Annotated in this window: 26 protein-coding genes and 1 tRNA gene; 17 read left to right on the top strand and 10 right to left on the bottom strand. The window is 67.8% G+C overall.

The genetic code is table 11. The annotated features are described in order from the left end of the window. Positions 1-11 precede the first annotated feature (11 nt). From AB0L57_RS15200 to AB0L57_RS15190, 3 genes are read left to right on the top strand one after another with little or no spacing between them, the layout of a single operon-like run. The gene (locus tag AB0L57_RS15200; protein WP_364961693.1) at positions 12-914 is read left to right on the top strand and encodes a metal-dependent hydrolase; all 903 of its coding nucleotides are present in this window, start codon (positions 12-14) and stop codon (positions 912-914) included. Continuing rightward, a complete protein-coding gene (locus AB0L57_RS15195; RefSeq protein WP_364961691.1) occupies positions 911-2,020 on the top strand; it encodes a PDR/VanB family oxidoreductase in 1,110 nt (369 codons plus the stop codon). The genes AB0L57_RS15200 and AB0L57_RS15195 overlap by 4 nt, the downstream gene beginning before the upstream one ends. Before the next feature lie 32 nt (positions 2,021-2,052). Continuing rightward, positions 2,053-3,822, top strand: coding sequence for an SDR family oxidoreductase (locus AB0L57_RS15190; protein ID WP_364962412.1), 1,770 nt, complete (start codon positions 2,053-2,055; stop codon positions 3,820-3,822). A gap of 93 nt (positions 3,823-3,915) precedes the next feature. Here AB0L57_RS15190 and AB0L57_RS15185 read toward each other — a convergent pair whose 3' ends face one another. From AB0L57_RS15185 to AB0L57_RS15170, 4 genes are all read right to left on the bottom strand, one after another. Further along, the gene (locus tag AB0L57_RS15185; protein ID WP_364961689.1) at positions 3,916-4,875 is read right to left on the bottom strand and encodes an SPFH domain-containing protein; all 960 of its coding nucleotides are present in this window, start codon (positions 4,873-4,875) and stop codon (positions 3,916-3,918) included. Positions 4,876-5,294: 419 nt separating this feature from the next. Then, positions 5,295-5,795, bottom strand: coding sequence for a hypothetical protein (locus AB0L57_RS15180; protein WP_364962409.1), 501 nt, complete (start codon positions 5,793-5,795; stop codon positions 5,295-5,297). 51 nt (positions 5,796-5,846) lie between these two features. Further along, positions 5,847-6,866: a TerC/Alx family metal homeostasis membrane protein gene (locus AB0L57_RS15175; RefSeq protein WP_364961687.1), complete on the bottom strand. Its 1,020-nt coding sequence runs from the start codon at positions 6,864-6,866 to the stop codon at positions 5,847-5,849. A 250-nt stretch (positions 6,867-7,116) separates the two neighbouring features. Continuing rightward, the gene (locus AB0L57_RS15170) at positions 7,117-7,545 is read right to left on the bottom strand and encodes a nitroreductase family deazaflavin-dependent oxidoreductase (RefSeq protein ID WP_364961686.1); all 429 of its coding nucleotides are present in this window, start codon (positions 7,543-7,545) and stop codon (positions 7,117-7,119) included. Positions 7,546-7,905: 360 nt separating this feature from the next. Here AB0L57_RS15170 and AB0L57_RS15165 point away from each other — a divergent pair. From AB0L57_RS15165 to AB0L57_RS15140, 6 genes are all read left to right on the top strand, one after another. Then, positions 7,906-7,979, top strand: a tRNA-Ile gene (locus AB0L57_RS15165). Positions 7,980-8,317: 338 nt separating this feature from the next. After that, entirely contained in the window at positions 8,318-8,539 is a 222-nt protein-coding gene (locus tag AB0L57_RS15160) for a hypothetical protein (protein WP_364961684.1), read from the top strand. 75 nt (positions 8,540-8,614) lie between these two features. Further along, entirely contained in the window at positions 8,615-8,893 is a 279-nt protein-coding gene (locus AB0L57_RS15155) for a type II toxin-antitoxin system RelE/ParE family toxin (RefSeq protein ID WP_364961682.1), read from the top strand. Positions 8,894-8,906: 13 nt separating this feature from the next. Further along, positions 8,907-9,212, top strand: coding sequence for a HigA family addiction module antitoxin (locus tag AB0L57_RS15150; protein ID WP_364961680.1), 306 nt, complete (start codon positions 8,907-8,909; stop codon positions 9,210-9,212). A 291-nt stretch (positions 9,213-9,503) separates the two neighbouring features. Beyond that, positions 9,504-10,427: a hypothetical protein gene (locus tag AB0L57_RS15145; protein ID WP_364961679.1), complete on the top strand. Its 924-nt coding sequence runs from the start codon at positions 9,504-9,506 to the stop codon at positions 10,425-10,427. Between the two features lie 279 nt (positions 10,428-10,706). Then, positions 10,707-11,780 (top strand): nitrilase-related carbon-nitrogen hydrolase, encoded by a 1,074-nt coding sequence (locus AB0L57_RS15140; RefSeq protein WP_364961677.1) that lies wholly within the window; start codon positions 10,707-10,709, stop codon positions 11,778-11,780. 30 nt (positions 11,781-11,810) lie between these two features. Here the strand turns inward: AB0L57_RS15140 and AB0L57_RS15135 are convergent, their stop codons facing one another. The 3 genes from AB0L57_RS15135 to AB0L57_RS15125 all read right to left on the bottom strand — a co-directional run bounded on the left by AB0L57_RS15135 (position 11,811) and on the right by AB0L57_RS15125 (position 15,537). Further along, positions 11,811-12,752 (bottom strand): hypothetical protein, encoded by a 942-nt coding sequence (locus AB0L57_RS15135; protein ID WP_364961676.1) that lies wholly within the window; start codon positions 12,750-12,752, stop codon positions 11,811-11,813. Between the two features lie 180 nt (positions 12,753-12,932). Continuing rightward, positions 12,933-14,600, bottom strand: a complete 1,668-nt coding sequence (locus AB0L57_RS15130; protein ID WP_364961674.1) for a class I adenylate-forming enzyme family protein — start codon at positions 14,598-14,600, stop codon at positions 12,933-12,935. 133 nt (positions 14,601-14,733) lie between these two features. Continuing rightward, positions 14,734-15,537 carry an IclR family transcriptional regulator gene (locus AB0L57_RS15125; RefSeq protein ID WP_364961672.1) on the bottom strand — a complete coding sequence of 268 codons (804 nt, stop codon included), beginning with the start codon at positions 15,535-15,537 and terminating at the stop codon, positions 14,734-14,736. 313 nt (positions 15,538-15,850) lie between these two features. Here AB0L57_RS15125 and AB0L57_RS15120 point away from each other — a divergent pair, with 313 nt between their 5' ends. Further along, positions 15,851-16,594, top strand: a complete 744-nt coding sequence (locus AB0L57_RS15120; RefSeq protein ID WP_364961670.1) for an SDR family oxidoreductase — start codon at positions 15,851-15,853, stop codon at positions 16,592-16,594. 18 nt (positions 16,595-16,612) lie between these two features. Here the strand turns inward: AB0L57_RS15120 and AB0L57_RS15115 are convergent, their stop codons facing one another. Next, positions 16,613-17,707, bottom strand: coding sequence for an NAD(P)/FAD-dependent oxidoreductase (locus tag AB0L57_RS15115; RefSeq protein ID WP_364961669.1), 1,095 nt, complete (start codon positions 17,705-17,707; stop codon positions 16,613-16,615). Positions 17,708-17,758: 51 nt separating this feature from the next. On the opposite strand from AB0L57_RS15115, the gene AB0L57_RS15110 reads away from it, so the two are divergent. The 6 genes from AB0L57_RS15110 (at position 17,759) to AB0L57_RS15085 (ending at position 20,260) form a co-directional block, all read left to right on the top strand. After that, positions 17,759-18,196 carry a MarR family transcriptional regulator gene (locus AB0L57_RS15110; RefSeq protein ID WP_364961667.1) on the top strand — a complete coding sequence of 146 codons (438 nt, stop codon included), beginning with the start codon at positions 17,759-17,761 and terminating at the stop codon, positions 18,194-18,196. Positions 18,197-18,217: 21 nt separating this feature from the next. Next, positions 18,218-18,382 (top strand): hypothetical protein, encoded by a 165-nt coding sequence (locus AB0L57_RS15105; protein WP_364961665.1) that lies wholly within the window; start codon positions 18,218-18,220, stop codon positions 18,380-18,382. A 105-nt stretch (positions 18,383-18,487) separates the two neighbouring features. After that, the gene (locus tag AB0L57_RS15100; protein ID WP_358198899.1) at positions 18,488-18,661 is read left to right on the top strand and encodes a CopG family transcriptional regulator; all 174 of its coding nucleotides are present in this window, start codon (positions 18,488-18,490) and stop codon (positions 18,659-18,661) included. A 2-nt stretch (positions 18,662-18,663) separates the two neighbouring features. Then, complete coding sequence (locus tag AB0L57_RS15095) at positions 18,664-19,011, top strand: VOC family protein (protein ID WP_364961663.1); 348 nt, start codon at positions 18,664-18,666, stop codon at positions 19,009-19,011. Next, the gene (locus AB0L57_RS15090) at positions 19,008-19,856 is read left to right on the top strand and encodes a class I SAM-dependent methyltransferase (RefSeq protein WP_364961661.1); all 849 of its coding nucleotides are present in this window, start codon (positions 19,008-19,010) and stop codon (positions 19,854-19,856) included. The genes AB0L57_RS15095 and AB0L57_RS15090 overlap by 4 nt, the downstream gene beginning before the upstream one ends. Before the next feature lie 29 nt (positions 19,857-19,885). Continuing rightward, a complete protein-coding gene (locus AB0L57_RS15085; protein WP_364961660.1) occupies positions 19,886-20,260 on the top strand; it encodes an ACT domain-containing protein in 375 nt (124 codons plus the stop codon). Positions 20,261-20,263: 3 nt separating this feature from the next. Here AB0L57_RS15085 and AB0L57_RS15080 read toward each other — a convergent pair whose 3' ends face one another. Further along, on the bottom strand, positions 20,264-21,904 hold the full coding sequence (locus tag AB0L57_RS15080) for an HNH endonuclease (RefSeq protein ID WP_364961658.1): 1,641 nt from the start codon (positions 21,902-21,904) through the stop codon (positions 20,264-20,266). Positions 21,905-21,993: 89 nt separating this feature from the next. Between AB0L57_RS15080 and AB0L57_RS15075 the strand changes: the two genes are divergently transcribed. Next, positions 21,994-22,464: a hypothetical protein gene (locus AB0L57_RS15075; RefSeq protein WP_364961657.1), complete on the top strand. Its 471-nt coding sequence runs from the start codon at positions 21,994-21,996 to the stop codon at positions 22,462-22,464. A 6-nt stretch (positions 22,465-22,470) separates the two neighbouring features. On the opposite strand, the gene pabB is transcribed toward AB0L57_RS15075, so the two are convergent. Then, positions 22,471-24,807: an aminodeoxychorismate synthase component I gene (gene pabB, locus AB0L57_RS15070; protein WP_364961655.1), complete on the bottom strand. Its 2,337-nt coding sequence runs from the start codon at positions 24,805-24,807 to the stop codon at positions 22,471-22,473. Between the last annotated feature and the right edge of the window lie 69 nt (positions 24,808-24,876).

The following is a 24,876-nucleotide window of genomic DNA, read 5'->3' as shown; positions in this document are numbered from 1 at the left end:
CAGGAGTACCGATGAAGTTACTTCCCCTGCGCAATGGCGATGCGGGCGAACCGGGTGAGGTAGCGCTGCACGCACGCAATGTGCGGTTCGACTGGCAGGCGACGCCGCTGCAGTGGCTGGCATCGGAACCCATCGCCGCCCATGTGTTCAATTCGCTCAACCTGCTGCTGCCCGAGGGCGAGCGCATGTTCATCGAGACCTTCTCCGAGGCGCTGCCGCTGATCAAGGACGAGAAGCTGCGTGAACAGGTCATCGGCTTCATGGGACAGGAGGCCATGCACGCCGAGACCCACAACGACTCGGTGCAGCAGGTGTTCAAGGCACACGGCGTCGATGTGGACAGTTACGCGCGTCAGATGGAGTACGTCTTCCGCAAGGCGCTGGGACCGCGCGCCGGACAGGACGCGCGCGCGGAGTTCCAGACGCTGGTGGAGCGGCTGGGCTTCATCGCCACCCTCGAGCACTTCTTCGCCTTCCTGGGCGACTGGATCATCAATGCCGATCTGGAGCAGTTCGGTGCCGCGCCCAATATGCTCGATCTGTATCGCTGGCACGGGGCCGAAGAGGTCGAGCACCGCTTCGTCGCCCACGATGTCGCCACCTACTTCGAGGTCGGCTACGTGCGCCGCTGCGCGCTGATGGCCATCGTCTTCCCGGTCTTCGTGGCGCTGCTGCTGCGCGGCACCAAATACCTCGTCCATCAGGATCCGGAGCTGCCGAACATGCGCTACCCGCGCATCGTGGGCAAGGCGTTCGGCGCCATGTGGCGCGGTGCGCTGCCCGGTATTCCGTCGCTGCTGTGGTCGGCGCTGTCGGTCGCCAAGCCGGGATACACCCCCGCCTCGGTCGGCTCGACCGCGCAGGCCGTGGCCTATCTGGCGAAATCGCCTGCGGCGCAGGCACTCGCCTCGTGAGTACCCGGCGTCCGGTACCGGCCGAACTGCCGCCGGATCTCTACCGCAAGACCGGCCGCGACCGGCCGACACAGCTCATCAGTTTCCTGGCACAGGCGCGCCTGCGGTGGTCGTCGACGATCAATCGCCAGGTCACCGCCGGTGGTGTGGACGACGGACGGCTGCGGCTGACCGTGGTGGAACGCCGGGTCGAGGCGCGCGACACCGATGTGATCAGCCTGTTGCTCGCGGCTCCCGACGGCCGGATGCTGCCGTCCTGGCGGCCCGGCGCCCATCTGGATCTGGAACTGCCCTCCGGCCGGTTGCGGCAGTACTCGCTGTGCGGTGATCCGGCCGATCGGCACCACTACCGGATCGCCGTGCGCCGGATTCCGGCCGGGCTCGGTGGTTCGGTGGAGGTGCACGACACCGTGCTGCCCGGCACCGAACTGACCGTGCGGGGGCCGCGCAACGCCTTTCCGTTCGTGCCACCGGGATACGGATCCGGTGCCGCGCGAGTGCATTTCGTCGCCGGCGGGATCGGCGTGACGCCGATCCTGCCGATGGTGCGGGCGGCACATCGGCTGGGGCTGGACTGGTCGCTGGTCTACACCGGCCGCAGCCGCGACACGTTGCCGTTCCTGCCCGAGATCGAATACTTCGGCGATCGCGTCACCGTACGCACCGACGACGAATACGGCCTTCCCACCGCGGCCGATCTGCTTCCTGGCGTGGGGCGTGACACCTCGGTCCATTGTTGCGGACCGGTGCCGATGACCGCGGTGATCGCTGCCGCCGTCCGCGAGATGCGCGGTGTGGAACTGTATTCCGAGCGCTTCTCCGCCGCGCCGGTGGTGGACGGCAAACCGTTCCGCGTCGAACTCGCGCGCACCGGCGAGGTCCTCGACATCCCCGCCGACCGCTCCCTGCTCGAGGAGGTGCTGCGGGTGCGCCCCGATATCGCCTACTCCTGCCGGCAGGGCTTCTGCCGTACCTGCAAGGTGCACGTCGTGGCCGGGGAACCCGACCACCGCGACACCGTTCTGACTCCCGGCGAACGCGCCGACGGCGAGCTGCTCATCTGCGTATCTCGCTGTGCCGGTGAACGTTTGGTACTCGACCTCTGACCATCCCCGCCCCCATCGGGCCACCCGAGGAGATTCTCGTGACCGACACCGCTGTCGTACCGGACACCGAACACTTCGTCCGCAACGGCGAATTCGACATCGCCGTCTACGAATACGGCGATCCGTCCGCGCCGACCCTGCTGCTCGTGCACGGCTGGCCCGATGACCATCACCTGTGGGATCGCGTGATTCCGCTGCTCACCGATCATTTCCACGTCGTCGCCTATGACACTCGCGGGCACGGCCGCTCGACCCGAACCTCCCGCACCGAGGACTACGGCCTGGACCGATTCGCCTCCGATTTCTACGCGGTCGCCGATGCGGTGAGCCCGGACGCGCCGGTGCACGTGCTCGCCCACGACTGGGGTTCGGTGCAGGTCTGGGAGGCGGTGTGCGAACCGCGGGCCACCGCGCGGATCGCCTCGTTCACCTCGGTATCCGGCCCGAACCTCGACCACCTGGCGAAATGGACCCGGAACCGGATGGGCCGTGGCGCCGTGTGGGGACCGGCCACCCAGTTGCTGTCGTCGGCCTACACCTTCCTGTTCATGACCCCCGGGCTGAACAAGGCGGTGCTGCGGCCGCTGTCATCGGAGAAGGTCTGGAAGCGGTTCATCGGCCTGATGAACGAAACCTCGCCCGACAACGTCACACTCGGTCCGGCGTTCCGGCAGGACTTCTTCGACGGGATGCGGATCTATCGCGCCAATATCCTGCCGCGCATGCTGGGACCGCGGGAGCGCCACACCGAGGTGCCGGTGCAGCTGATCATCGCGCGCCGCGATGTCGCCGTCCGCCCGGCCGGCTACGACGACGAGACCAGCTGGACCGACCGGCTGTGGCGGCGTGAGGTCGCGGGCGGGCACTGGCTGCCGTTCTCCCATCCCGAACTGCTCGCCACCGCCGCGATCGAACTCGCGGATTCCCTCGCGACCGGCGAACAGCCGCGCACGCTGCGCCGTGCCGAAGTCGGTAAGCAGAGCGCACCGTTCGGCGATCAGCTGGTCGTGATCACCGGCGGCGGCAGCGGAATCGGCCGTGAGACCGCACTGGCCTTCGCCCGGCTCGGCGCCGAGATCGTGCTGTCGGACCTCGACGCGGACGCGGCCAAGCAGACCGCCGAACTGATCACGGCCGCGGGCGCGACAGCACACGCCTACCCGGTCGACGTCTCCGACGAGGCGGCGATGGCCGAGCACGCGGCGACCGTGATCGCCGCGCACGGCGTGCCCGACATCCTGATCAACAACGCCGGAATCGGCCAGGCCGGAGACTTCTTCGAGACCTCCGCCGCCGAATTCGACCGCGTCCTGCGGGTCAATCTGGGCGGGGTGCTCAACGGCTGCCGGACATTCGGCGCGGCCATGGCGCGGCGCGGGCTCGGCGGCCACATCGTCAATCTGTCGAGTATGGCCGCCTACAGCCCGCAGCAGGGTTTCAGCGCCTATTCGACCAGTAAGTCCGCGGTGTTCATGTTCTCCGACTGCCTGCGCGCCGAGCTGGCAGGCAAGGGCATCGAGGTGCACACCGTCTGCCCCGGCGTCGTGCACACGAATATCGTTGCCACCACCAAGTTCTCGGGTCTGTCCGATGCCGACGAGACCGCGAAGCAGGCGAAATACGATGCGCTGTACCGCCGGCGCGGCTACGGGCCGGAGAAGGTGGCGCAGCGGATCGTGCGGGCGGTGCAACGTCACCGCGATATCGTCCCCGTCACCCCGGAAGCGCATCTGCAGTACCACTTCAGCCGCCTGGCACCGGCGATCCACCGCTTCGTCGCGGCGCGCGTCAAGCTCACCTGAGCGCATCCGGGCACGACTTCGATTGCCGTGCATCCGATTCGACGTCGCGCAGGATCGTGGATCGAAGCGATACCGGACGACAGTTCTCGGGATCTACCCGGCGCGTGGATGTGCGCCGGGATTCTCGGCGCCCGGGAGAGCCGGGCCCGGCCGGCTCGGGCGGCCATCGGCCGGGACGGGAGCGCTCGCCTCGGCACGGTTGGCGGGGGCCGGTCCGGGGGATCGGGCGGTGTCCTCGGGGTGTGTGGTGGGCGTGTCCGCGGCCGACGGTTCCCCGGGCTCGCTGTCGGCCGGGGTCGAACGCTCCAGAAAACGCAGCAGCTCGACCGGGAAAGGCAGCACCAGCGTCGAATTCTTCTCCGCCGCCACCTCGACCACGGTTTGCAGCAGCCGCAGTTGCAGTGCGGCCGGTGCCGACGCCATCCGATCGCCCGCTTCAGCGAGCCGGTGGGAGGCCTGCAGCTCGCCCTCGGCGGTGATGACGCGGGCGCGGCGTTCGCGCTCCGCCTCCGCCTGCCGCGACATCGACCGTTTCAGCGATTCCGGCAGCGCCACATCCTTGATCTCCACCCGGTCGATGTGCACACCCCAGGCGAGCGCCGGGCTGTCGATCATCAACTCCAGGCCGCGGTTGAGCTGTTCCCGGTTGGAGAGCAGATCATCGAGCTCGCTCTTGCCGATGATCGATCGCAGTGAGGTCTGGGCCACCTGCTCGACGGCGAACAGATAGTCCTGCACCTCGACCACCGCCTGCACCGGATCGATCACCCGGAAGTACACCACCGCGTCCACCCGCACCGTCACGTTGTCGCGGGTGATGCCCTCCTGGCCCGGTACCGGCATCGTCACCACCTGCATCGGCACCTTGTGCATCTTGTCCGCGAACGGGATGAGCAGCCGCAGCCCCGGGTCGCGGGTGGCTCGGACCCGGCCGAAACGGAACACCAGGCCGCGTTCGTATTGCTGCACCACCCGCAGTCCGGTTCCGGCGGCGAGCCCGGCGAGAACGGCCCCGGCCGCGATCACGAGAGAGATCACTGTCGCAATGTCCATAGCGCCACCACCATGCGGAAACGCCCGGCGCGCCCGCGACCGGGCTCCTGTCATCGATCATGGCACCGTTGCCGCGGATCGGCCACGTCCTCCCGAGTTGAATCCGATCCTCGGGCGACCGTCGGAATTCGCGGCTAGCCTCCCAGCATGGGGTTCTTTTTCATCGCCGTGGTGATAGGCATCTTCGTCTGTTCGATCGTCGCGGCCTTCGTCGGCCGAGGATCGTCGTCCGAGCGGCGCGATCGCTGGAGTGCCGGTGATTCCGGTGGCAGTGACGGCGGAAGTGGTTGCAGCGCAAGCGGTTGCAGCGGCAGCGGGTGCAGCGCCGGGAGTTGCGGCGGGGGCGGCAGCAGCTGCGGCGGGGGCAGCAGTTGTGGTGGGGGGAGTAGCTGTGGTGGGGGCAGCAGCAGCTGAGCCGGTCACGGTTCCGACGACGCCCCGCCGTTCAGCCTGGCCTCCACCTCCGCGACCCGCTCCGGCGAGATTCCCCACGGATGCTGCACGCCGACAACCGAATCCAGATCCCAGAGCACACATTTCTCGCCGGGTGCCGCGACCATCGACCACGCGACGACCGTGCGGCCGAGCTGGGCGGCCATCGGCACAGCGCTGCCACCGCCGTAGCCGTCCCCCTCCGGGAAGTGATGCAGCATCCGCCCGTAGGCGGCATCGCAGAAATCGGCATAACGCTTGGTACACAGGATGAGCCCGTGCCATGCCTCGTCGACAGCGTGTGAGGGCATCCCGATCACCTGATCATCGGCCATCGCCGCACCACAGCACCGCAACCATTGCCGCAGCCCCGTCTCCACCAGTTCGCGCGGCTGCCAGGGGCAGGTCTTGAACACCGCCTCCGGCAGGTGCAGCGCGTGTACGGCACGTTGGGTGCGAGCCGGGGCCGGGCGCCGGAAGCGAGACAGCACCCGACCACGCTACGGCGGATTTCACGCACCGGGCAACCGGCGGTACCGCTACCCCACGGTGGAATCGGCTGTGGCGGAATCGTCGTCGGACGATCCCCGGGTGGCCAGCAGACTGGTCACGGTGACCACGCCCAGAACCACCACGATCACGACCAGGGACGCCGCGGTCGGGATCTCCGGCAGCCGATCCCAGTACCCGTGCGCCCAGTGCAGCACCAGCTTGACGCCGATGAAGCCCAGGATCACCGCGAGGCCGTAGGCCAGGTGTACCAGCCGGGCCAGCAGCGACTGCAGCACGAAATACAGTGCGCGCAGCCCCAGCAGCGCGAAGGCGTTGGTCGCGAACACCAGATACGGATCACCGGTGACCCCGTACACCGCCGGTACCGAATCGATCGCGAACACCAGATCGGTGGCCATGACCGCGGTGACCACCAGCGCCAGCGGTGTCAGGGCCCGGCGACCGGCCTCCCGGACGGTCATGCGCGTGCCGCGATAGTCGTCGGTGACCGGCATGAATCTGCGCATCACCCGCACCGACCGCATCCGCGAGATGTCGACCTCCTGCTCGTGCCCGGTGAGCGCGTCGCGGAGCAGTTTCAGCGCGGTGAGCAGCAGCACGGCACCGAACAGCAGGAACGCCCAGTCCAGCGAGGCCAGTGCGGCCGCGCCGACGGCGATGAAGATGCCGCGCAGCACCAGGGCGCCGACGATACCGAACAACAGCACGCGCTGCGCCAGTGCCGCCGGGACCGCGAAGGCGGCCAGCAGCAGCATGAAGACGAACAGGTTGTCCACCGACAACGATTTCTCCAGCACGTAGCCGGTGAGGAACTCGGTGGCGGGCGTGGAGCCGTAGCCGGCCCACAGAATGCCGAAGAAGGCGACGGGAAGAGCCAGGTAGAACACCGTCCACCCGACCGCCTCCCGCATCGATACCTCGTGCGGTTTACGGGTGACGACGAAATCCAGCGCGACCAGCACGAGCACACCGGCGATGGTGGCGGCCCACAACCATGGACTGCCGATGGTGTGCAGCTGCTCTGCGGCCAGAACGGGCGAATTCACAGGTCTCCTCGGTATGCGTTAGCACCCGAGGTCTCCTTCACCCGGTATCCGGGTGGTCACCCGGGGATCCCGACGGCGGAATCCGTACTGACCGGTGTGACGCTTGGGAAGTACTCCCCTCGGAAGCGAGGATAACGAAATCTTTGCCTGAAACCAACTGACCAGTCGTGCGCCGCGTGCGCTGACCGGGAACGATGCCGGCCACGGTGTCGCGTCTCACCACCCGGTCGCCCATCGGCGGCCGATTCGCTCAGCGCGGAGTGAGGACGACGACCGAGATCGGCCGATCCGTCTGCTTCTGATACTGCGTGTACCGGCCTTTGTTGACGTCGTCGGCCAGCACCCAGTGCCGCGCGTAGTCGACATCGTCCGGATAGGTGGCCCGCGCCGTCACCGGAATCCGCCGATGCCCGACCTGGATCTCGCACTCCGGCGCGGCCTTCACATTCGCCAGCCACCCCGGCGGTCGTGCCGCCCCACCGTTGGACGCGGTCACCAGATAATCGGCCCCGTCCCGTGCGTAGGTCAGCGCACTGGTACGCGGCTGCCCGGTCTTGCGCCCCACTGTCCGCAACAACAACGTCGGATTCCCGAACAACAACCGATGCCCCACATATCCATCGGATTTCTCGTACACCCACTGGTGCACCCGCAGCGCATTCGCGAACAGTCCGGCCATCCCGTACCTCCTGTCGGCATCCCCGCCCCAACCTTATCCGCCCGCACCCCGCCCGGCCCGGCCGTCGAAGCAACCGCACCCCGTGTCGGTACCGATCACGTCCGGTCCGGCCGCCGCGATGTGCGGTAGGGCTCGCCGAGCACCACGGAGCCCGAGGGGATCGGTGCCGGCCGCGCCGCCGAACGATCGGGTCGCCGGGATGCCGGTCACGCCGGTGCGGGCGCGATTCCCGCGACCGGTCGCGATGAATGTGCACCGGCGCCACCCACTTTCGCCGCCGCCGCGCCGCGTGCGGATCCCGGCTGGGCATACCCCCGCCCGACCCGGTAGCATCCACCGAGCCCGCATATTTCGCGGCAGGGGGCGGTAGCTCAGTCGGTTAGAGCCGCGGACTCATAATCCGCTGGTCGTGGGTTCGAGCCCCACCCGCCCCACAAATCCACCTCTACCAGCGGAAATGCCGTACCGGTTCAGTCGCGTTGATCCAGGACAACGCTTGTAACGGTGCCGCCGCCACAGAGGCCACCTGTTACGAAACTCGTTGCCAGGCACCAGGATGTGCGAAGGCCCTCACCCGCTCCGGCACGGGCCGCCCAGGGCGCTACTGCTCGACCGCCTGCCGGATGCGGGCCCGCCGCGCACGACTGGCGAAGTGCGAGCAGCAGGCCGACGCAGTCCATCGGCAGTGGCACGTCTGGACAGACTGTGAACCGCGAGGCGAGATGGGGAGAAGGTAGCGCGACGTGTTAACCAGTGGCCGACGGTCTTGTTGATGAAGCGAGGCGTTGCCATTGCCGCGATCGCCAGCGCCATCCCGATCCCGTTCGCCGCTAGTGCCATCGCCAGCCCTGGAGGCGACACCGATCCGATCTACGGCCGCGCACAGTGCGAAAGCTTGGCACGCCGATACCAGGCCGCCGGTTACAGCGCCTCCTGCTATCCGCATCACGGTGACTGGTACTACGTCCACTTCTCGCCCCGGGCGGGCGGGTAACAGTCCGATACCCGACGCCGCGGGCACTTGGGCGGCCCGGTTTCCTGCCATGACGTTTCGCGTTATAGTGGACTGGTGACCCTGTCGTTCAAGGGCAAGGAGGCGGAGACGCTTTGGATCGAACGATCAGCACCGAAGCTTGGCGCCATCCAGCGGGTCGCGCTCAGGAAGCTGACGATGCTCGATGCTGCGGTGAACTTGAATGATCTGCGAGTGCCTCCAGCGAACCGGCTGGAGAAGCTCAGCGGCGATCGTCAAGGGCAGCACAGCATCCGAATCAACGACCAATGGCGAATCTGCTTTGTCTGGGAACCTGCCGGACCGCGAGACGTCGAAATCGTCGACTACCACTGAAGGGAGGGAAATCATGAGTACCACGGCACCGCTGCCTCCGACCTCTCCTGGCGAGATCCTCGCCGAGGAGTTCCTGCAGCCGATGGACATCAGCCAGAATGCACTCGCACGTGCGCTCAGCCTGCCGCCGCGTCAGATCAACGAGATCGTGCACGGCAAGAGAGCGATCACTCCGCGTACCGCTCTGTTGCTGGCCAAGTACTTCGGTACAACGCCGGAATTCTGGCTGAATCTCCAGACGCACTACGAACTCGTGCGCGAGCGTGAAAGCCTTCGTGACTGGCTCGATCGGGTGAAGCCGCGGGCTGTCGCCTGCTGAGCGGAACCGGTGATGATTGACCAGGGGCATCCCGTCACGGCGGGGTGCCCCTGCTGCGGCTGGGCGCCGAGCCTTGCTCGCCTGTGCGCTTCGCGGTGCGTGGATCCGCCATCGGGGCCCATGGGATGTGCTCATGTCTGGCCGATTGCGCAACGCCGTCGGCCCGCGCGCTGCAGCGTGAATGCCGTCTCCGCGTCGACGGGCTCTGAAAAGCATTGCGGTGATCGGGAACTGGATCCCGGTGTGCGGGTTGTGCTTCCGGTAGTGTCGGATACGGACGGGAGGGAAGTAGTGCCGACACTCGAGGGTATCGAGCATGATGCCACGGCAAGGCTGAGCCGACTGTGGCGGACTATCACCGGCGATCTACCGCACCCGCCACAGATCATGCGTCAGTGGTTTCGTGGTGAGAACCCGGGGCAACCGATGGTGCGGCTGTGTCTGGTCGCCGGACAGGAAGCGCCGCATGCCATCCTGGCGCAGGCGGCCACGGTGATACGGCGCGAAGGGAACCGGATCGATGAGCGCGTGCCGGCATCCGGTGGCGTCGTTCACGGAAAAATCGGCGACGACGACATCCATGTGCGCTGGAGTGACGGAATTGTGCTCGTGGTCATTACCAGCGAGTCCGGGCCGGTCAGCGAAGCCCTGCCGGCCGGTCTCGATCAGTTCGTCCCGTATCGCGAGGGCGATGCGTACGCCGCTGATGACGGTCCGTCCCCGCGCGTCCACGATTCCGCGGCGGCTGCGGCTCGGATGCTCGAGACGGCGGTACTGCTGCGGGATGTGTATGCCCGAAAACGGTTGGAACAGATCGAGCGGCAGGTCCCCGCGATAGACAGGCGTTCGGCAAATCGCTTCCGTGCCGGGCGGGCGGGCGGCTTTCTGGATCATGCCGCTGAAGTCCTGGGGGCATCCGGTTTCGGATTGCTCGTCGTCGGCGGCGTGGCGATATTCGGTCCGGATCACAAGCAGGCTGCTTTGAAATGTTTCATGTTTGCCGTGCTGCTTCTCCTGGCGTGCGCCCAGATCCTCCTCGTCGAACGCCGCTTCTGGCCCATTCTGGGCGCAGCGGTGGGCGGAACTGCCGCGTTCACGACCATATATTGGCCGCAGTTGCAGATCGCCGGATACGCCGCTTTTCTTGTGGAATCGGCGCTCTACGCGTGGCTGCTGCCGACGTATCGCGCTGCATTACAGGCGGAGCGGACCTGACCGCGACATCACAGGGACGTATGTGCCCGCGAGTTTGACATAGAGCGCGGGTCCCTCGACGGTCAAGGTATTCGGGTTCTGGAGCGCTGGGCCCGCACATCCCACTGTCGCGATCGGTCGCCACCGTTGCGGCCTCCTCGCCGGTGAGCGCGGCCGCGTGGTCGAAGCCGAGAAGTGAAGCGCCGATACCGATGTGGCGGTAGCCCTGCCTCGTTTGGGGAACCGTCCGGTCCGATTCTGGTGTAGGTTAGCGCTGCTAATCAGTTTCGAGGAGTGAAGATGTTGAAGCCCTATGGTGCGGTGGGCTTGGTGCCCACGATTCGAGCAGCGCATTCCCGGGCCGACATCGGCCGGAACATCGACCACCTCGAGGATCTCGCACACGGTGCGCTGTGGTTGTCGGGGCTGGATGTCCCGGTGCGTCTGCTGGTCATTCCGGAGGGTGCGCTGCAGGGATTCACCGACGAGGCGCTGGACATGGATCCGAAGGAATTCGCGCATGATCACGCGATCGAGATCCCGGGACCGGAGACCGATCGGCTCGCCGAACTCGCCAGATCGATGAATGTCTATGTGATGGCACAGGCCAAGGCGCGGCACGAGGACTGGGACGATCTGTTCTTCAATGTGGGTATCGTCATCGATCCGCGTGGTGACATCATCTTGAAGCACTACAAGATGACCGCGCTGGCAGCATGTGAACGGTCCACGTCGCCGCACGATCTCTTCGACTGGTGGATCGAGAAATACGGCCGCACGCTGCAGGCGTTCTGGCCCACCGTCGACACCGAAATCGGTTGTCTCGGTGTCATGATGGCGATGGAGGGCATCTTCCCGGAGAACGGCAGGGGGCTCGCGCTCAACGGCGCGGAGGTCGTCTACCGGGCCTCGCTGCCCAATCCGTTCGTGCAACGCGACGTGCTGGAGATATCGAGTCGGGCGCGGGCGCTGGAGAACAATTTCTTCGTGCTGAGTCCGAATATCGGCCCGATCTACATGGGCGCCCAATCGACCACTCCGATCGACGCCGGTGGCGGCAACTCGTTGTTCGTCGATTACATGGGGCGGGTCATCGGCCGGCAGCGCGACAGCAACGGTTCGACCTATATCGGCGCGACGATCGATATCGAGGCGCTTCGGTATCACCGGGAGTCGGCGAAGGTCACCAACTGGGTGAAGGACATTCGCACCGAAGCGGCGCAGTTGATCTACGAGAATCCGATCTATCCGAAGAACCTGTATCTGGACGAGACGCCCGGCAGACACGAGTGGTATCAGAAGCAGGTCATCGACGAGCAGGTGCGCAAACTCCAGGACAGCGGGATCTGGCGGCGCTCCGGCTATCGTGACTAGCGCCGGTCGGGCCGGGATCAGCGGCCGAAATCACGGAGTCCGGTCCAGGACGAGATCGGACAAGCGCACCGCGTAGATCGACACCAGAACGGCTTCGTCGTGCCCGGGTCCGGTGGGAGGCAGCTCGGCGCGCAGGGAATCCGTTTCGTGCATCAGGTCGAGCAGCGCCGCGCGCAGAGCCTCGGGGCGCGGTGCGGTGGCCAGGGTCTGGTTGCTGTGCCGCCAGCGGTAGTCGTCGACCAGGCGTGCCAGCCGTTCGGCCTCGACCACGTGGTGATACCGCACCTCCTGGGAGTGCGAATCCAGGGCGGACAGCAGCTGCTCGACCTCGGTGAGCCGATCCGCCACCCCGGTGAGGCCGGCGCTGTAGGCGATCTCGCCGGAGTTGTGGATGGCGTGCGCGCAGGCCTGCGGCAACGCCCAGGGCAGCGAGAGCCGTGACTGCGATTCCGATTCGGGCCCCGGCCAATACGGTCCCGGACCGGTATCGATACCGAACAGCACCGCATAGGGGTAGCCCGCCAGGTGCAGGGGCTCGTTGTCGTGCCATTCCGGTTGCCGTGCCACATGTTCGAGCATCCGGCGGCGCAGCCGCACCATCGTCGCCAGTACCCGGTATCGGTCGGGGCGTGACCACCGGAAACCGTTATCGGCCAGTCGTTGCCGCACGGTCTCGGTGAGTTGCTTCCAGCCCGGCCCATCGGTGCACGCGGCGATCCGGACGGAGTAGCCGTTGCCGAACAGGTGGCGCAACAACTGCTGTTCCTCCTCGGCCGCGGGTTCGGGCGGCTCGGGCAGAAGTACGGCGCGCAGCGAGGTCGGCCCGACGAATTCGTCACCGCCGACGTGCAGATCGATACGACCCCGGATCGCGAGTGCGGCCAGTTGCGCCGCGACGATGCGACCGTAACGGGCGGCGCCCTGGTCCTGCATGGTCGGCGCGAGCAACATCCCGGCTTGCAGCACTGTCATTCGCGCCGACAGTTGGTCGAACGCCGCAGCCATCGGGCCCGGTTCCGGAGGTATGCGCACCACTCACCTTGTGACGCAGGACGATCAGGTCCGCCACAGTGTAGTTCCCGGCGCGTCGCCCGAGCGCACGATTGGTGTCACGATCGAATTGCGCCGGGACGCAGTCGACCGTCCGGGCACTCAGTCCGCCGCGTGGATCTGCGCCCGGATCAGTTTGCCGGTCACATTGCGTGGCAGCGGCTCCGTGGTGATCCGCCAGCGTTCGGGCACCTTGAAGTAGGACAGCCGCTCGCGGGCGAAAGTGTCGAGATCGGCCTCCGACACCGCGGACCCGGCGGTGACCACGACGATCGCGGCCACCTGCTGGCCCAGATCCGGATGAGGTTCGCCGACCACGGCGCATTCCACCACATCCGGATGTTCGTCGAGGCACTGCTCGATCTCGACCGGGTAGATGTTCTCACCACCGCGCAGGATGAGATCGGAGCGCCGGCCGGTGAGACGCAGGCGCCCGCCCTCCATCACTCCGAAATCTCCGGTACGCAACCAGCGTTCGCCGTCGATCGCCAGGGCGGTCGCCTCCGGATTGCGCCAGTAGCCGAGCATCACGAACGGGCTGCGGACGAAGACCTCGCCCTCGACGCCCTCGGGCAGCGCGGCGCCGTCGGGATCGCGGATCTCGAGCGCGACGCTGATGATCGGACGGCCCAGGGTGCCGGGTGCCTCGGCCAGGTCGGCAGGAGTGGCGACCGCGACGGCGGTACTGCACTCGGTGAGGCCGTAGCTGTCGACCAGCGCATCGGCGGCGAACGGAACCTCATCCCGCAGGCGCTGTTTGAACGCCGTGGACGAGGGCGCGGAGGCGAGGGCGAAGGCGGTCAGCGAGGACGTGTCGTAGCGGCCGATATCGCCGTGCTCGAGCAGCCGGGATGCCATGGTCGGCACCGCACCCCAGTTGGTGACCCGTTCGCGCTCGATCAGGCCGAGGATGCGGTCGACGTCGAATCCGCCCTGCGGCATGATCACCGCACTGCCGGTCGCGATCCGCGGAACCACCAGATTGTGCAGGCTCGCGATGTGGAACAGGGGAGAGGTGAGCAGGCAGCGCAGATCCAGCGGTGCGCCCGGTGTCACCGTGGCGCCGGTGAAGGCCGCGGCCAGCGCGTCGGTGTATTCGAAGTATCCGGTGACGGCCAGCAGATTTCGCTGGGAATGCAATGCCGCCTTGGGCTTTCCGCTGGTTCCGCTGGTGAACAGAATCACCGACGGGTCGTCCTCGGCGACGTCGGGCACCACGAGTTCGGCACCGGCGTGTGCGGCGATCAGGCGGGGCAGATCCTGCTCCATCGTGAGTACCACTGCCGGGGAATCGATCTCGGCCAGCAGTGCGGCCCGCTTGGCATCGGCCACCACCACGGCAGGTTCGGTCAACTGCAGGCCGTAGGCGATCTCGCGCGGCACCCACCAGCCGTTGAGACCCACCGCGATGGCGCCCAGCGACTGGGTCGCCCAGAAGGTGATCACCCATTCCAGCGTGTTCGCGGCGAGAATCGCCACCCGATCACCGCGCCCGACGCCGTAGTCCTCACGCAGGGCGGCCGCCAGAGCCGCTGCGGCCTCGGCATGTTCACGGAAGGACAACCGCCGGTCTCCGGCGACGAGATAGTCCCGATCGCCGAAGACCACCGATTCGGCGAGTAGTTCGGCCACTGCGCGCCGGCGATGCCGCAGCACCGGCATCCGGGCGCCGAGCACATCCTCCTCGACGAGTTCGAACCGGCCGCCGGGCCCGGTCAAACCGTGCACGACGGCGGCGAGGTCGATACGGGGGTCGGAGGTCGCGGTCATCGGCTGTCCTTCTGTGCGGAGCGTCACAACCCTCGCACTGTGTCACGGACCACCGGGGTGTTCGCCGAAGTTTCCGCTCAGCGAGACTCGGCGCGAATTCGGGCCGGGTGCACGGTGACGTTGCGCCGACGGCTCAGGCCGAACGCGGCGACGAGGTGATCGGCCGGGCGACGTGCCCGCGCGGTCCGGTCACCGGCGTGGGCCGGCCCGCCGTCTCGGGGAACAGCAACCGTGAGGTGCGCGCGGCGGCATCCGCCACCAGCGGGGCGAGTCGTTCCATCGCCGCGAAGCTCGTCTCCCCGCACAGGCAGATCGCCGCGACCGGGCCCTGCGGTCCGCGGACCGCCGCGGCCACGCTCGGCAGCATGCGGCCGACCACCCTGTTGGTCCATTCCCCGCGGTCGAAGGACAGGCCGCGATTGCGCCGGATTCGGTTCAGTTCCTGATACAGACTGGGCAGATCCCAGCCCTGCGCGGTGGCCGGGTCGGCCAGCCGGCGCCCGAGCATCGACTCCACTTCCTCCGGCGGCAGCCATGCCAGCATGGCCCGGCCGCCGGTGGTGAGGTGGGCGAGATTGCGCCGCCCCACCCGGGATTCGAGGGTGCGGGCGAACGGACCGCCGAGCTTGTCCAGGAAGATCTCGTCGGTACCCTCGAGCGCGGCCAGATGCACCACCATGCCGGTGCGCAGCTGCAGGTCGTGCAGGTAATCGGCGGCCGCCTCGCGGATCTCGCCGTGCCGGCCGTCGTATCCGCCCAGGCCCAGTGAGCGGCGGCCCAGGCAGTAGCCCGACGGCGTGTGCTCGAGCCAGTGCAGCTTGACGAGCTGCTCGAGAATGCGGTGCGCGGTCGAGCGCGGCAGTCCGCTGTGGTTGCAGATCTCCACCAGGCTCAGCCGCGTCGATCGGTGCTCGAACATGTCGAGAATGAGCGTCATCCGCTCCACCATCGATGGCGGCAGGGGCCGGGGATCTGAGGTGGCCAGTGGCATCGATGCCTCCGATCGTGAGTCACTTCCATACTGCCCCCCGAAATCGGGACAGAACCGGAATTGACCCCGAGTGTAGTGACGGCAAACACATCGCGTGCGACCGGGCGACGCTCGGCCCGCGCCGTCGCCGCCCGGCGCCGGGTCGCGCCGGGCCGCGGCGAACAGCGCATCGCAGCCGGTTCCGCTGACCGGAATACCGGCCGTACCGGGGCTTCGAACCTGCCACGGTGAGGCGGTTGGCCAGCGGAAAGGAGCGGTTGTGCGGCTCGCGGGAAAGATTGCGATCGTCACCGGCGGTGCGGGCGGTATCGGCCGCGGCATCGTCCGGGCATTCGCCAAGGAGGGAGCGCGGATCCTGTTCGTCGACATCGACGACGATTCCGGGCGTGAACTCGAGCGCGAACTGGATGGCGCCGGGTCCTATCTGCACGCGGACATCTCGCTCGAGTCCAGTGCCGCCGAGATCGTGACGGCCGCGATCGACCGGTTCGGCTCGGTACACGTTCTGGTCAACAACGCGCACGCCTCGAAGCAGGCGCCGTTGCTCGACACCACACAGGAGATGTTCGACCTGTCCTTCGGAACGGGCTTCTATCCGACCTTCCGATTGATGCGCGCCTGCTATCCCCACCTGGCGGCCAATCGGGGCTCGGTGATCAATTTCGCCTCCGGTGCCGGGATCGACGGCCAGGTGCGGCAGGGATCGTACGCGGCTGCCAAGGAGGCCATCCGGGCCATCAGCCGGGTGGCCGCCAACGAGTGGGCGGCACAGGACGTCAATGTCAACGTGATCTCGCCGCTGGCCCTGACCGAGGGCGTCGCGGCCTATATCGACGCCAATCCGGGAGTGGAGCAGGCCCTGCTGGCCCGCACACCCCTGCGTCGCTTCGGCGATCCCGAGACCGATATCGGCCGGGTGGCGGTGTTCCTGGCCAGCGAGGACGCGCGCTACATGACCGGCCAGACGCTGATGGTCGACGGCGGTTCGATCAAATTGCGCTGAGGCCCACCGGGCGCGCGGTCAGGACGAACCGCGTTGCATCGACGCGGTGACGGCGGCGAAACCGTGCTCGAGCATGTCGATCTCGTAGTCGCGCACGGCTTCTCGTACCGATCCGGTGGGGGTGGTGATCGCCCGGCACAGCGCGGCGGCATCGCGCAGCGCCACCCCGGCGCTCATCCCCGCGGGAATCATGGTGTGAATGGCATCGCCCATCAGGGTGACCGGACCGGTTTCCCAGTGCGGCAACGGATTCGCGGTGCGAATGGTGGTCGACGCCACGCTGTCCGGACAGCCCCGCCCGATGATCGCGGCGATATTCGGATGCCAGTCCGCGACCATCTTCCCGGCGATGTCGAGCAGGCTCGCGCCATCGGCGCGGGTGAGGTCGGCCGGGAACATCGTCTTCGGGGCGACCACCACCCACATCGCGTAATCCTCGCCGCCGGAGCGGTATTCGTGGGCCGCGAGCGGGACGAAGCGGCCGTCGTCGCCGACGATGGTGGTGAAGCTGTCCATCGCGGCAGGCGGCATCAATGCGCGCACCTCGTCGGTGAGTGGAGTCTTTCCGTAGATCTCCGACTGGCCGGTTTCGATCACCTCGGCGTGCGGCAGCAGCTGTGCCCGGATGCGGGAATGGGTGCCGTCGGCGGCGACCAGGAGATCTGCCTCGGTGACCGTGCCGTCGGAGAACCGCACCCGCACCCGGCCGTCGTCGAGCGGATCGAAGTGCTCGAAGGCCGCGCCGTGGTGAACATCGATACCGGACAGCATGATTCGGCGCAGGGTCTCCCGATCGACGGTCAGATGCCGGCCGGTGTTCTCCACATCCGGTGGATCCGGAACGAGGATCTCGTGCACGACGTGCAACTGCGGATCGAGGACCCGAACACCGGAACCTCGTTTACCCGAGGTGGCAAGTACGCGTTCGTAGAGCTGCGGTGGCAGCCACTCGCGCAGCGCGAGATCGCCCTCGGGTTCGAGATGGATGCGATAACCCTGGCCGTGCCGGTCGGCCTGCTCGCGCTCGAACAGCGTCACGTCGAGCCCGGCTTGCCGCAGGCCCTGTGTCAACAGCGAACCGGCGAGGCCGGCGCCGACTACTACAATATTCATAGTTACAAACTATCTGAATTCAGACGATCTGTCATCGGTCATAATGATGGGGTGCGGGAAACCATGGAAGGCCTGAGTGCCCGAATCGGTGGCCAGATGTATCTGGCCCATCGCTACGCGCGGGCCGCCACCAACGAGGCGCTGCGAGAATTCGGCATCGAACTGCGTCACCTCGGCGTGCTGAACATGCTGGCGCAGGACGGTCCGATGAATCAGCGCGCGCTGGTGGATCGGTTGCAGCTGGACAAGTCGTCGATGGTGTACGTGATCGACGAACTGGAACGGCAGGGGCTGGCCGAGCGCCGGCGCGATCCGCGAGATCGCCGCAGTTACCAGGTCTCGATCACCGATGCCGGGCGGGAGCGGGTCACCGCTGCCGCGGCGGCCACCGCCGTCGTGATGGATCGCCTGTGTGAGCCGCTGTCCGGGCAGGAGCGCCGGCAGCTCAGTGACCTGCTGGGCCGGTTCATCGCGAACGCGGAGCGCTGAACCGGCGGTTATCGTGGGGGTATGGGCGTGTTCGGTGAGATGTTTCCCGGAAAGAAGCTGACCGACGAGAGTGGCGGCGACAGTGACGGTCAGCCGCATCAGCCGCGGCTGGATCTGGACCTGGATGCCGGGGTGATCCGGCTGTCCGGCTCGTCGTCGCGGTCGGAGGACGATTCGGCCGAGTGAGCCGGTGCGCGTGATGTCTCGATAGCGGTATCCGCATCGCTGGTCCGCTGGGGGTTCCGCTAGCTCATCTAGCAATCTAGATTGCTAGCATGTTAGCGTGGGAAGGTGGCTGGTGCCGAAGTCAAGCAGTTCAACGTCTATCTCCCGGTCGAGCTGATCAAGCAGGTGAAATACCGGGCGGTGGAATCCGAGATGTCACTGTCGGCGCTGGTGACCGAGGCGCTGCAGGCGTATCTCGGCGCCGGCCCGTCCTCGCGTGAATCCGAGAAGGAGAAGTGATCATGGCCGACCGAGGTGTCGAGGCGATCTATCTGGAAACACACAACTGGGGGAAGGCGGCCAAGTTCTTCCAGCAGCTGGGCTTCGAACTGGAATTCGCGACCGACCACGATTCCGGGCAGCTCCGCAGCGGTGACGGTCCCTTCCTGTTCATCGCGGAGGTGCCCGCCGATCGTGAGCCGGACATGCGGGTGGTGCTGAAAGTGCCTGATGAACAAGGGTTTCCGGCGGATTCGCCGGTCGAGGTGGTCTCGCCGTTCGCCGATACCCACTTCGGCACCCGGGAGATGACCGTGCGCGATCCCGACGGGCGCGACTGGATCCTGCAGGCCCCGGGGAGTGCGCGATGAGCGAGTCCGCAGCGGTTCCCGATTCGACAGCGGTGCGGGTGGCGCTGTGGCGCGCACTGCACGTGGAGCTGGATCCGCCGCCGCATGTGCTCGTCGACGAGATCGGTATGCGCCTCGCCGATCCCGCCGACGGGTGGCGGGAACGCGGCGATATGGATCCGGTGGGCACCAGCCGGTTCCGGGCCAGCATCGTGGTGCGGTCGCGGTTCGTCGAGGATCTGCTCACCGAGCAGGCCGGCCGGGTGGGGCAGTACGCCCTGCTGGGTGCGGGACTGGAGACCTTCCCGCAGCGCCGGCCCGACATCGCCTCGCGGTATCGGATCTTCGAGGTCGACGAGCCGCGGACGCAGCAATGGAAACGGCAGCGCCTGATCGAAACCGGGTACGGGCTCCCGGAATGGTTGCGATCGGTTCCGGTCGATTTCGAAACCGATTCGTGGTGGGAACGGCTGGGCGCGGCCGGTTTCGACGCGTCCGAGCCCGCGGTGGTCGCCTCGCTCGGGGTGAGCATGTACCTCACCGACGCGGCCAATCGCGAAACCCTGTCGCTGCTGGCGCGACTCGCGCCCGGCTCGACGGTGGTGATGACCTTCTTCCTGCCGTTCGAGCTGCTCGACGAGCAGGCGCGATCGGGGCATCGGTTCTCGTCGAAGGGCGCGGCGGCCGAGGGGACCCCGTTCATCAGCTTCTATTCACCGGACGAGATGGTCGAGATGGCGCGCGCGGCGGGTTTCGCGGAGGCCCGGCACATCTCGGCAGACGAGCTGAACGCCCGCTACTTCGCCGGCCGCGGCGACGGGCTGCACACCACCAACGGTGAGGAATTGCTGGTGGCGACCACCTGAGCCCGGCCACCGCCGCCTACGATCGGCCGATGAGCAGATCTCAGCGGCTGCATATCGTGCCCTCCCGGTTCAGTGTCGACCATGTCGCGACCGCGACCTTCCCCGAGGACGACGAATGGGTGGCGCTGGTGCGTGCGCCGGAGGGACTGACGGTGGTCCGGGAGGCGCCGCCCTGGGAACAGGAACGTTGCTGGGTCGGTCTGTATGCCGCCGTCCCGCGCGAGCTCGGTAACTCCGGCGTACTCGCGGATATCCTGAACCCCTTGGCGGGCAATGGTATTCCGGTGTTCGTCGCCTCCACCTTCCACGCCGACCTGGTACTCGTTCCGGAGACGCGCATCGCGGCGGCCACCGAGGCGCTGACCGCCGCCGGCTACGAGATCGTGGGGGCCCCGGCGGGGTAGCGGTCAGATGTGGTCGCCCTTGTCCCGATTGCAGCCGCGGCACAGAATCTGCAGATTCGCCGCACTGGTGGCGCCGCCGCGGCTGAGCGGAATGATGTGGTCGAATTCGAGATAGTGTGCCGCACCGCATTCCACACACCGGGCACCGTCGCGATGCCACACCTCGGCCTTGATATCGGGCGGGATGGTACGGCTGTCGCGTCTGCCGGGGGCGATGGTGAGCCGTTTGGCCACGCGCAGTGCGCCTTCGGTGACCGCGGCCACCAATTCCGGTTCGTCCACCTCGAATTCGGCGCCGCCGCGTGCCGAGGTCGCCGCGACCGCGATGCCGCCGTCGGTCACGGTCACCGAAACTGCTCTGGCCCAGGGGATTTCGATACCCGCGTCCGATCCGATGAATCGGAGTTTGGTATTCGAGCAGATCAGGCGGCCATCGGTCGCGCGCGCACCACGGGCCGCGCGGCGGATGCGGGTGGCGCCGGTGTCGAGATGGACCCGCTCGCCCGAGTCCAGATGCAGATCGGGTACCGCGATGACCGGTAGCTCCCCGTCGCGCAGCCGGGACAGAATCCGCACCCGGCGCAGGTCGCGACGCAATTCTTCCACCGCGCCACCGCGCAGTCCGAGCGCGGCCACGACGGCATCGAATCGTTGCATCTCCGCACCGCTGACGGTGCCGTCGGCCAGGGCGAAGGCGGCCGTTCGTTCCAGATGTGCCGCCCCCGGCCCGCGCAATGCGGCCTGGGCGACCGGCTCCTCGATGCGATTGTGGCGAATCTGGGTCCACAGCTGCTCCCAGTCCGGACCGCCGGGACCGGATGTGGCCAGGGTCCGCACCGCCCGGCCGCACCAGCCCGTCAGATAGTCCTCGATCTCCGCCGCGCAGGCCCGGCAGGGCGCCGAGCCGATCAGCCGCCAGCCGCGCCGCGCTCCGCAGCGGCCGCACAATCGGACGTCGGCGGGAGGGCGGGGTGCGGTCTCCTCGGTCCAGCGGGCGCCGTCCCACCAGCGCAGGACCGCGGAATCGCCCGGATCGGGATGCCAGTCCGCGCGTTCGGGCGCGGCGGGTGCGGGCGGCGGCGCCGCGAACCGGTTGCGATGCAACGAGATTCGGTCACCGCGACCGGCGCCCGAGGTGTCGACCGACGCGCCGAAGGCAGCGAAGAGATCCGCCACATCGCCGCATTCGAGCCCGCCGGGAACGAACCACCAGCGCCCCTCGCCACGCCGGAACTCGGCGAACACGGCCGCCCGCGCATCCGGCGCGGCGGCGATATCGGCCCGCGCCACCAGCCCCTCGGCATCGTCGACCGATACCGCAAGCCCGGGCAGCGCGGACAGAGGCTCGCCGGCACCGGAGCCGGTGAGCAGGATGCGGTCGACCTCGGCCTCGGTCCGGGGCAGCGAGACCGACAACCGGGCCGTACCGGGCTGCGGATCCTGATCGAGGGTCACGGCCTGCGACGGATGCCGGGGAGCATTGAAGTACACGACGTCGCGAGCGGACCGGATGCGCCCGCCGGCGGCCAGCAGGATCGCGTGCGCGTCCAGCGGCGCCGCCGAGCGCCACGAAACCAGCACCGACAGAAGCGAAGTCGGAACCGGCGTCGCATCGCCGTGGAGGGTGTGCCGCGTGGATGTCATCGCTGTGAACTATGCCAGGCCACTCCGACACGAACCGTGCGGTCGGCGCGGAGCTTTCCGTGACCCACCGGGTGCGGCACAGTGGAGACATGACGAACCCGAAGGGTGAGGCCGGGCGCAGGTCCGGTGGGTCGCGGGTACCGGGGACGACGGAAATTCTGGCCGCCGCCCAGGCCGCCGCGCAGGCGGCCCAGACCGCCGCGGGGCAGGCCATCGACGCCGCGCAGGTCACCGCGGGTGCCGCCTTCGGCACCGCGGTACGGCTGCCGCCGGCCTCGGTGCAGCTGGCCGCGCAGCTGCCCGATCTGGTGGAGAATCTGGCCGTCGCCATCGATCGGCTCAATTCGACCATCGACCGGCTCGACCGCACGCTGGCGCTGGCCGACCCGGCCTTCTCCGCCTACGACCGGCTGCTGCCCCGGCTGGAGGCCGTGATCGCACTGGGCGAGGATGTCTTCGGCCGGCTCACGAAACTGCCCGGAGCCTCGATTCTGGGCCGGCTCACCGGTCGTGACAGCGAGCCCCCGGAACCCGAGCCGCGTTCGCGCCGGCGACGCTGATCCGCCTCAGCTCATCGGCGCCGTGCCGTCACCGGCGGGGACCGGCGGTCCCGCCACCCGGGCCACCGCACGCAGTGCCGCCGCCGCCTTGAGCACCATCTCGTGGAACTCCGCCTCGGCGTCGGAGTCCAGCACGATCGCACCGCCCGCGCCCACCCGCCAGCCGCGGGCATCGCGGACCGCGGTGCGGATGACGATATTGAGATCCGCGGTCCCGCCCAGACCCAGAAATCCGATGGTGCCCGAATAGATCCCGCGCGCCTCGGTTTCCAGTCCGTCGATGATCTCCATGGTGCGCAGCTTCGGTGCTCCGGTCATCGATCCACCCGGGAAACAGGCTCGCAGGCAATCGATCACATCGATCTCGGGGCGCAGGCGCCCGCGTACGGTGCTCACCAGTTGATGCATCGTGGTGTAGGTCTCGGCGACCATCAGCTCGGGAACGTGCACGCTGCCGAGCTCGCAGACCCGGCCCAGATCGTTGCGCAGCAGATCGACGATCATCAGGTTCTCGGCCCGGGTCTTCGGATCCAATTCCAGTGTGCGGCGCAGATTGTCGTCGGCCGCGGGGGTGGCGCCGCGTGGTGCGGTGCCCTTGATCGGCTTGGTCTCCACCGTGCGGGTGCGGTCGATCTTGAGGAATCGCTCCGGCGAGGAACAGGCGATCTCGAGTTCACCGAAGCGCAGATACGCCGCGTAGGGCGCCGGATTGCTGCGGCGCAGGGTGCGGTACACATCGAGACCCGCTGCGGCGGAGAGGATCTCGGTGCTGTCGGTGAGATTCACCTCGTAGGTCTGCCCGGCGCGCAGCTGGGTGTCGATCGCCGCGATATCGGCGAGGTAGCGGTCGCGTCCGCGGGTGAGCCCGGAGGTGACCGCGGCCTCGTCGGCGGGCAGCGCCAGCGCCCGCGGTTTCGACCAGTCCGGCAGCGCCGCGACGACGGTCAGGGTCTCGGTCAGCCAGCGCCGGTTCTGCTCGGCGGTGGCCGCATCGGTGACGGCGAGCAGATGGGTGCGGTCGGCGACATGATCGACGACCACCAGCCGATCCGCGAACACCCACTGTGCGTCGGGATACCGCGACCGGTGCGCGGCGGTGGCGCCGCAGTCGGCTTTCACCTCGTAGCCCAGGTAGCCGACATAGCCGCCGACGAAGTCGAAAGGGACGTCCGGAAAACGGATCTCGCGCTCGCACAGCCGTCGTGACAGGTACTCGAGCACCGGCCGCGCCTCGGTGCGTACTCCGTCGCGGTCGGTGACGACACACCCCGCGCCGACCCGATACCGCACGACCTCCGCCAGCGGCCCCGACGCGTCCCCCACGAACGAGAATCGGTCCAGCCCCGGTTCGATGTGCGCACTGTCGAGCCAGAACGCCGTCGGCGAATCCCGATACAACCGCAGCACAACCGATTCCGTGTCGACGGCCCGATCGATCACCTCGTGCAGGACCGTGAGCGAAACCGCTGTATCCGCTTCGGTGGACTCGTGTCCACGGGCGTCGGACACCGATGCCGATCCCGCGCCGTGCGCCGTTGTGCTACGGCGGGGGCGTCGTTGCGTACCGTCCCCGTCCTCGCGCCGGTCGGAGGTCGGATCGGACCGGGTGCCGATCGTCGCCGCGTCGCGGGTGTGGGCGGGGACGTCGACCGGCGTCTGCCCGAGTTCGCCCGTGACCCCGGATCCTCGGTTGGCGCGTATCCACTCGCGGGTGAGCCGCGCGAAGTTCCGCAGCAGCGGGGCACCGTATTCGCCGGCTATCGATTCCGGATGGAACTGCACTCCCCACTGGGGCCGCTGCCGGTGGCGCACGCCCATCACCACGCCGTCCGGTGCGGTCGCGGTGATCGCCAGGGCGTCGGGCAGCGGCTGTGCCGCGCACAAGGAGTGATACCGGACCGCCAGGAAATCGCGGGGAATTCCGGCGAACAGGCCGGATCCGTCGTGGGTGATGCGATCCGGATAGCCGTGCCGGGGCGCGGGCGCGGCGACGACCTGCCCGCCCGCGGCGGCCACGATGCCCTGATGGCCGAGGCAGACTCCCAGCAACGGCAGCTCCGCGGTCTCGATCAGGGTTCGCGAAATCCCGAAATCCCTTGCGTTGCCGGGATGTCCGGGACCGGGCGAGATGACGATACTGTCGAATCCGGCCAGGTCCAGCCGCGTGAGTGCGTCGATCTCGTCGTTGTGGATCACGGTGGGCTCGGCCCCGTTCACCACACCGATCAGCTGGTGCAGGTTGTAGGTGAACGAGTCGTAGTTGTCGATCAGCAGGGTGCGCAGGGGTGCGGTTCCCTGGTCGATGCTGGCCTCGTCCGGATCCCGAGGCCGGGTCGTGCTCATGGCCTCACCGTATCGGGCATCCCGAACCATGCAGTGATGGCATATGCCTTCAGTTGCCGGGGTCCGGTG

The sequence above is a fragment of the Nocardia sp. NPDC052254 genome, from assembly GCF_040679495.1.
GTDB lineage: Bacteria > Actinomycetota > Actinomycetes > Mycobacteriales > Mycobacteriaceae > Nocardia.
Note: the sequence above shows the minus strand (reverse complement) of the source record. Positions and strands in the feature narration are given on the sequence as shown.

Coding starts and splice junctions, on each gene's coding strand:
- AB0L57_RS15125 (WP_364961672.1), bottom strand. CDS start 15,537: ATGACGCTCATTCTCGACATGTTCGAGCACCGATCGACGCGGCTGAGC.
- AB0L57_RS15140 (WP_364961677.1), top strand. CDS start 10,707: ATGTTGAAGCCCTATGGTGCGGTGGGCTTGGTGCCCACGATTCGAGCA.
- AB0L57_RS15130 (WP_364961674.1), bottom strand. CDS start 14,600: ATGACCGCGACCTCCGACCCCCGTATCGACCTCGCCGCCGTCGTGCAC.
- AB0L57_RS15185 (WP_364961689.1), bottom strand. CDS start 4,875: ATGGACATTGCGACAGTGATCTCTCTCGTGATCGCGGCCGGGGCCGTT.
- AB0L57_RS15075 (WP_364961657.1), top strand. CDS start 21,994: ATGACGAACCCGAAGGGTGAGGCCGGGCGCAGGTCCGGTGGGTCGCGG.
- AB0L57_RS15105 (WP_364961665.1), top strand. CDS start 18,218: ATGGGCGTGTTCGGTGAGATGTTTCCCGGAAAGAAGCTGACCGACGAG.
- AB0L57_RS15090 (WP_364961661.1), top strand. CDS start 19,008: ATGAGCGAGTCCGCAGCGGTTCCCGATTCGACAGCGGTGCGGGTGGCG.
- pabB (WP_364961655.1), bottom strand. CDS start 24,807: ATGAGCACGACCCGGCCTCGGGATCCGGACGAGGCCAGCATCGACCAG.
- AB0L57_RS15170 (WP_364961686.1), bottom strand. CDS start 7,545: ATGGCCGGACTGTTCGCGAATGCGCTGCGGGTGCACCAGTGGGTGTAC.
- AB0L57_RS15150 (WP_364961680.1), top strand. CDS start 8,907: ATGAGTACCACGGCACCGCTGCCTCCGACCTCTCCTGGCGAGATCCTC.
- AB0L57_RS15200 (WP_364961693.1), top strand. CDS start 12: ATGAAGTTACTTCCCCTGCGCAATGGCGATGCGGGCGAACCGGGTGAG.
- AB0L57_RS15085 (WP_364961660.1), top strand. CDS start 19,886: ATGAGCAGATCTCAGCGGCTGCATATCGTGCCCTCCCGGTTCAGTGTC.
- AB0L57_RS15095 (WP_364961663.1), top strand. CDS start 18,664: ATGGCCGACCGAGGTGTCGAGGCGATCTATCTGGAAACACACAACTGG.
- AB0L57_RS15135 (WP_364961676.1), bottom strand. CDS start 12,752: ATGACAGTGCTGCAAGCCGGGATGTTGCTCGCGCCGACCATGCAGGAC.
- AB0L57_RS15080 (WP_364961658.1), bottom strand. CDS start 21,904: ATGACATCCACGCGGCACACCCTCCACGGCGATGCGACGCCGGTTCCG.
- AB0L57_RS15160 (WP_364961684.1), top strand. CDS start 8,318: ATGAAGCGAGGCGTTGCCATTGCCGCGATCGCCAGCGCCATCCCGATC.
- AB0L57_RS15115 (WP_364961669.1), bottom strand. CDS start 17,707: ATGAATATTGTAGTAGTCGGCGCCGGCCTCGCCGGTTCGCTGTTGACA.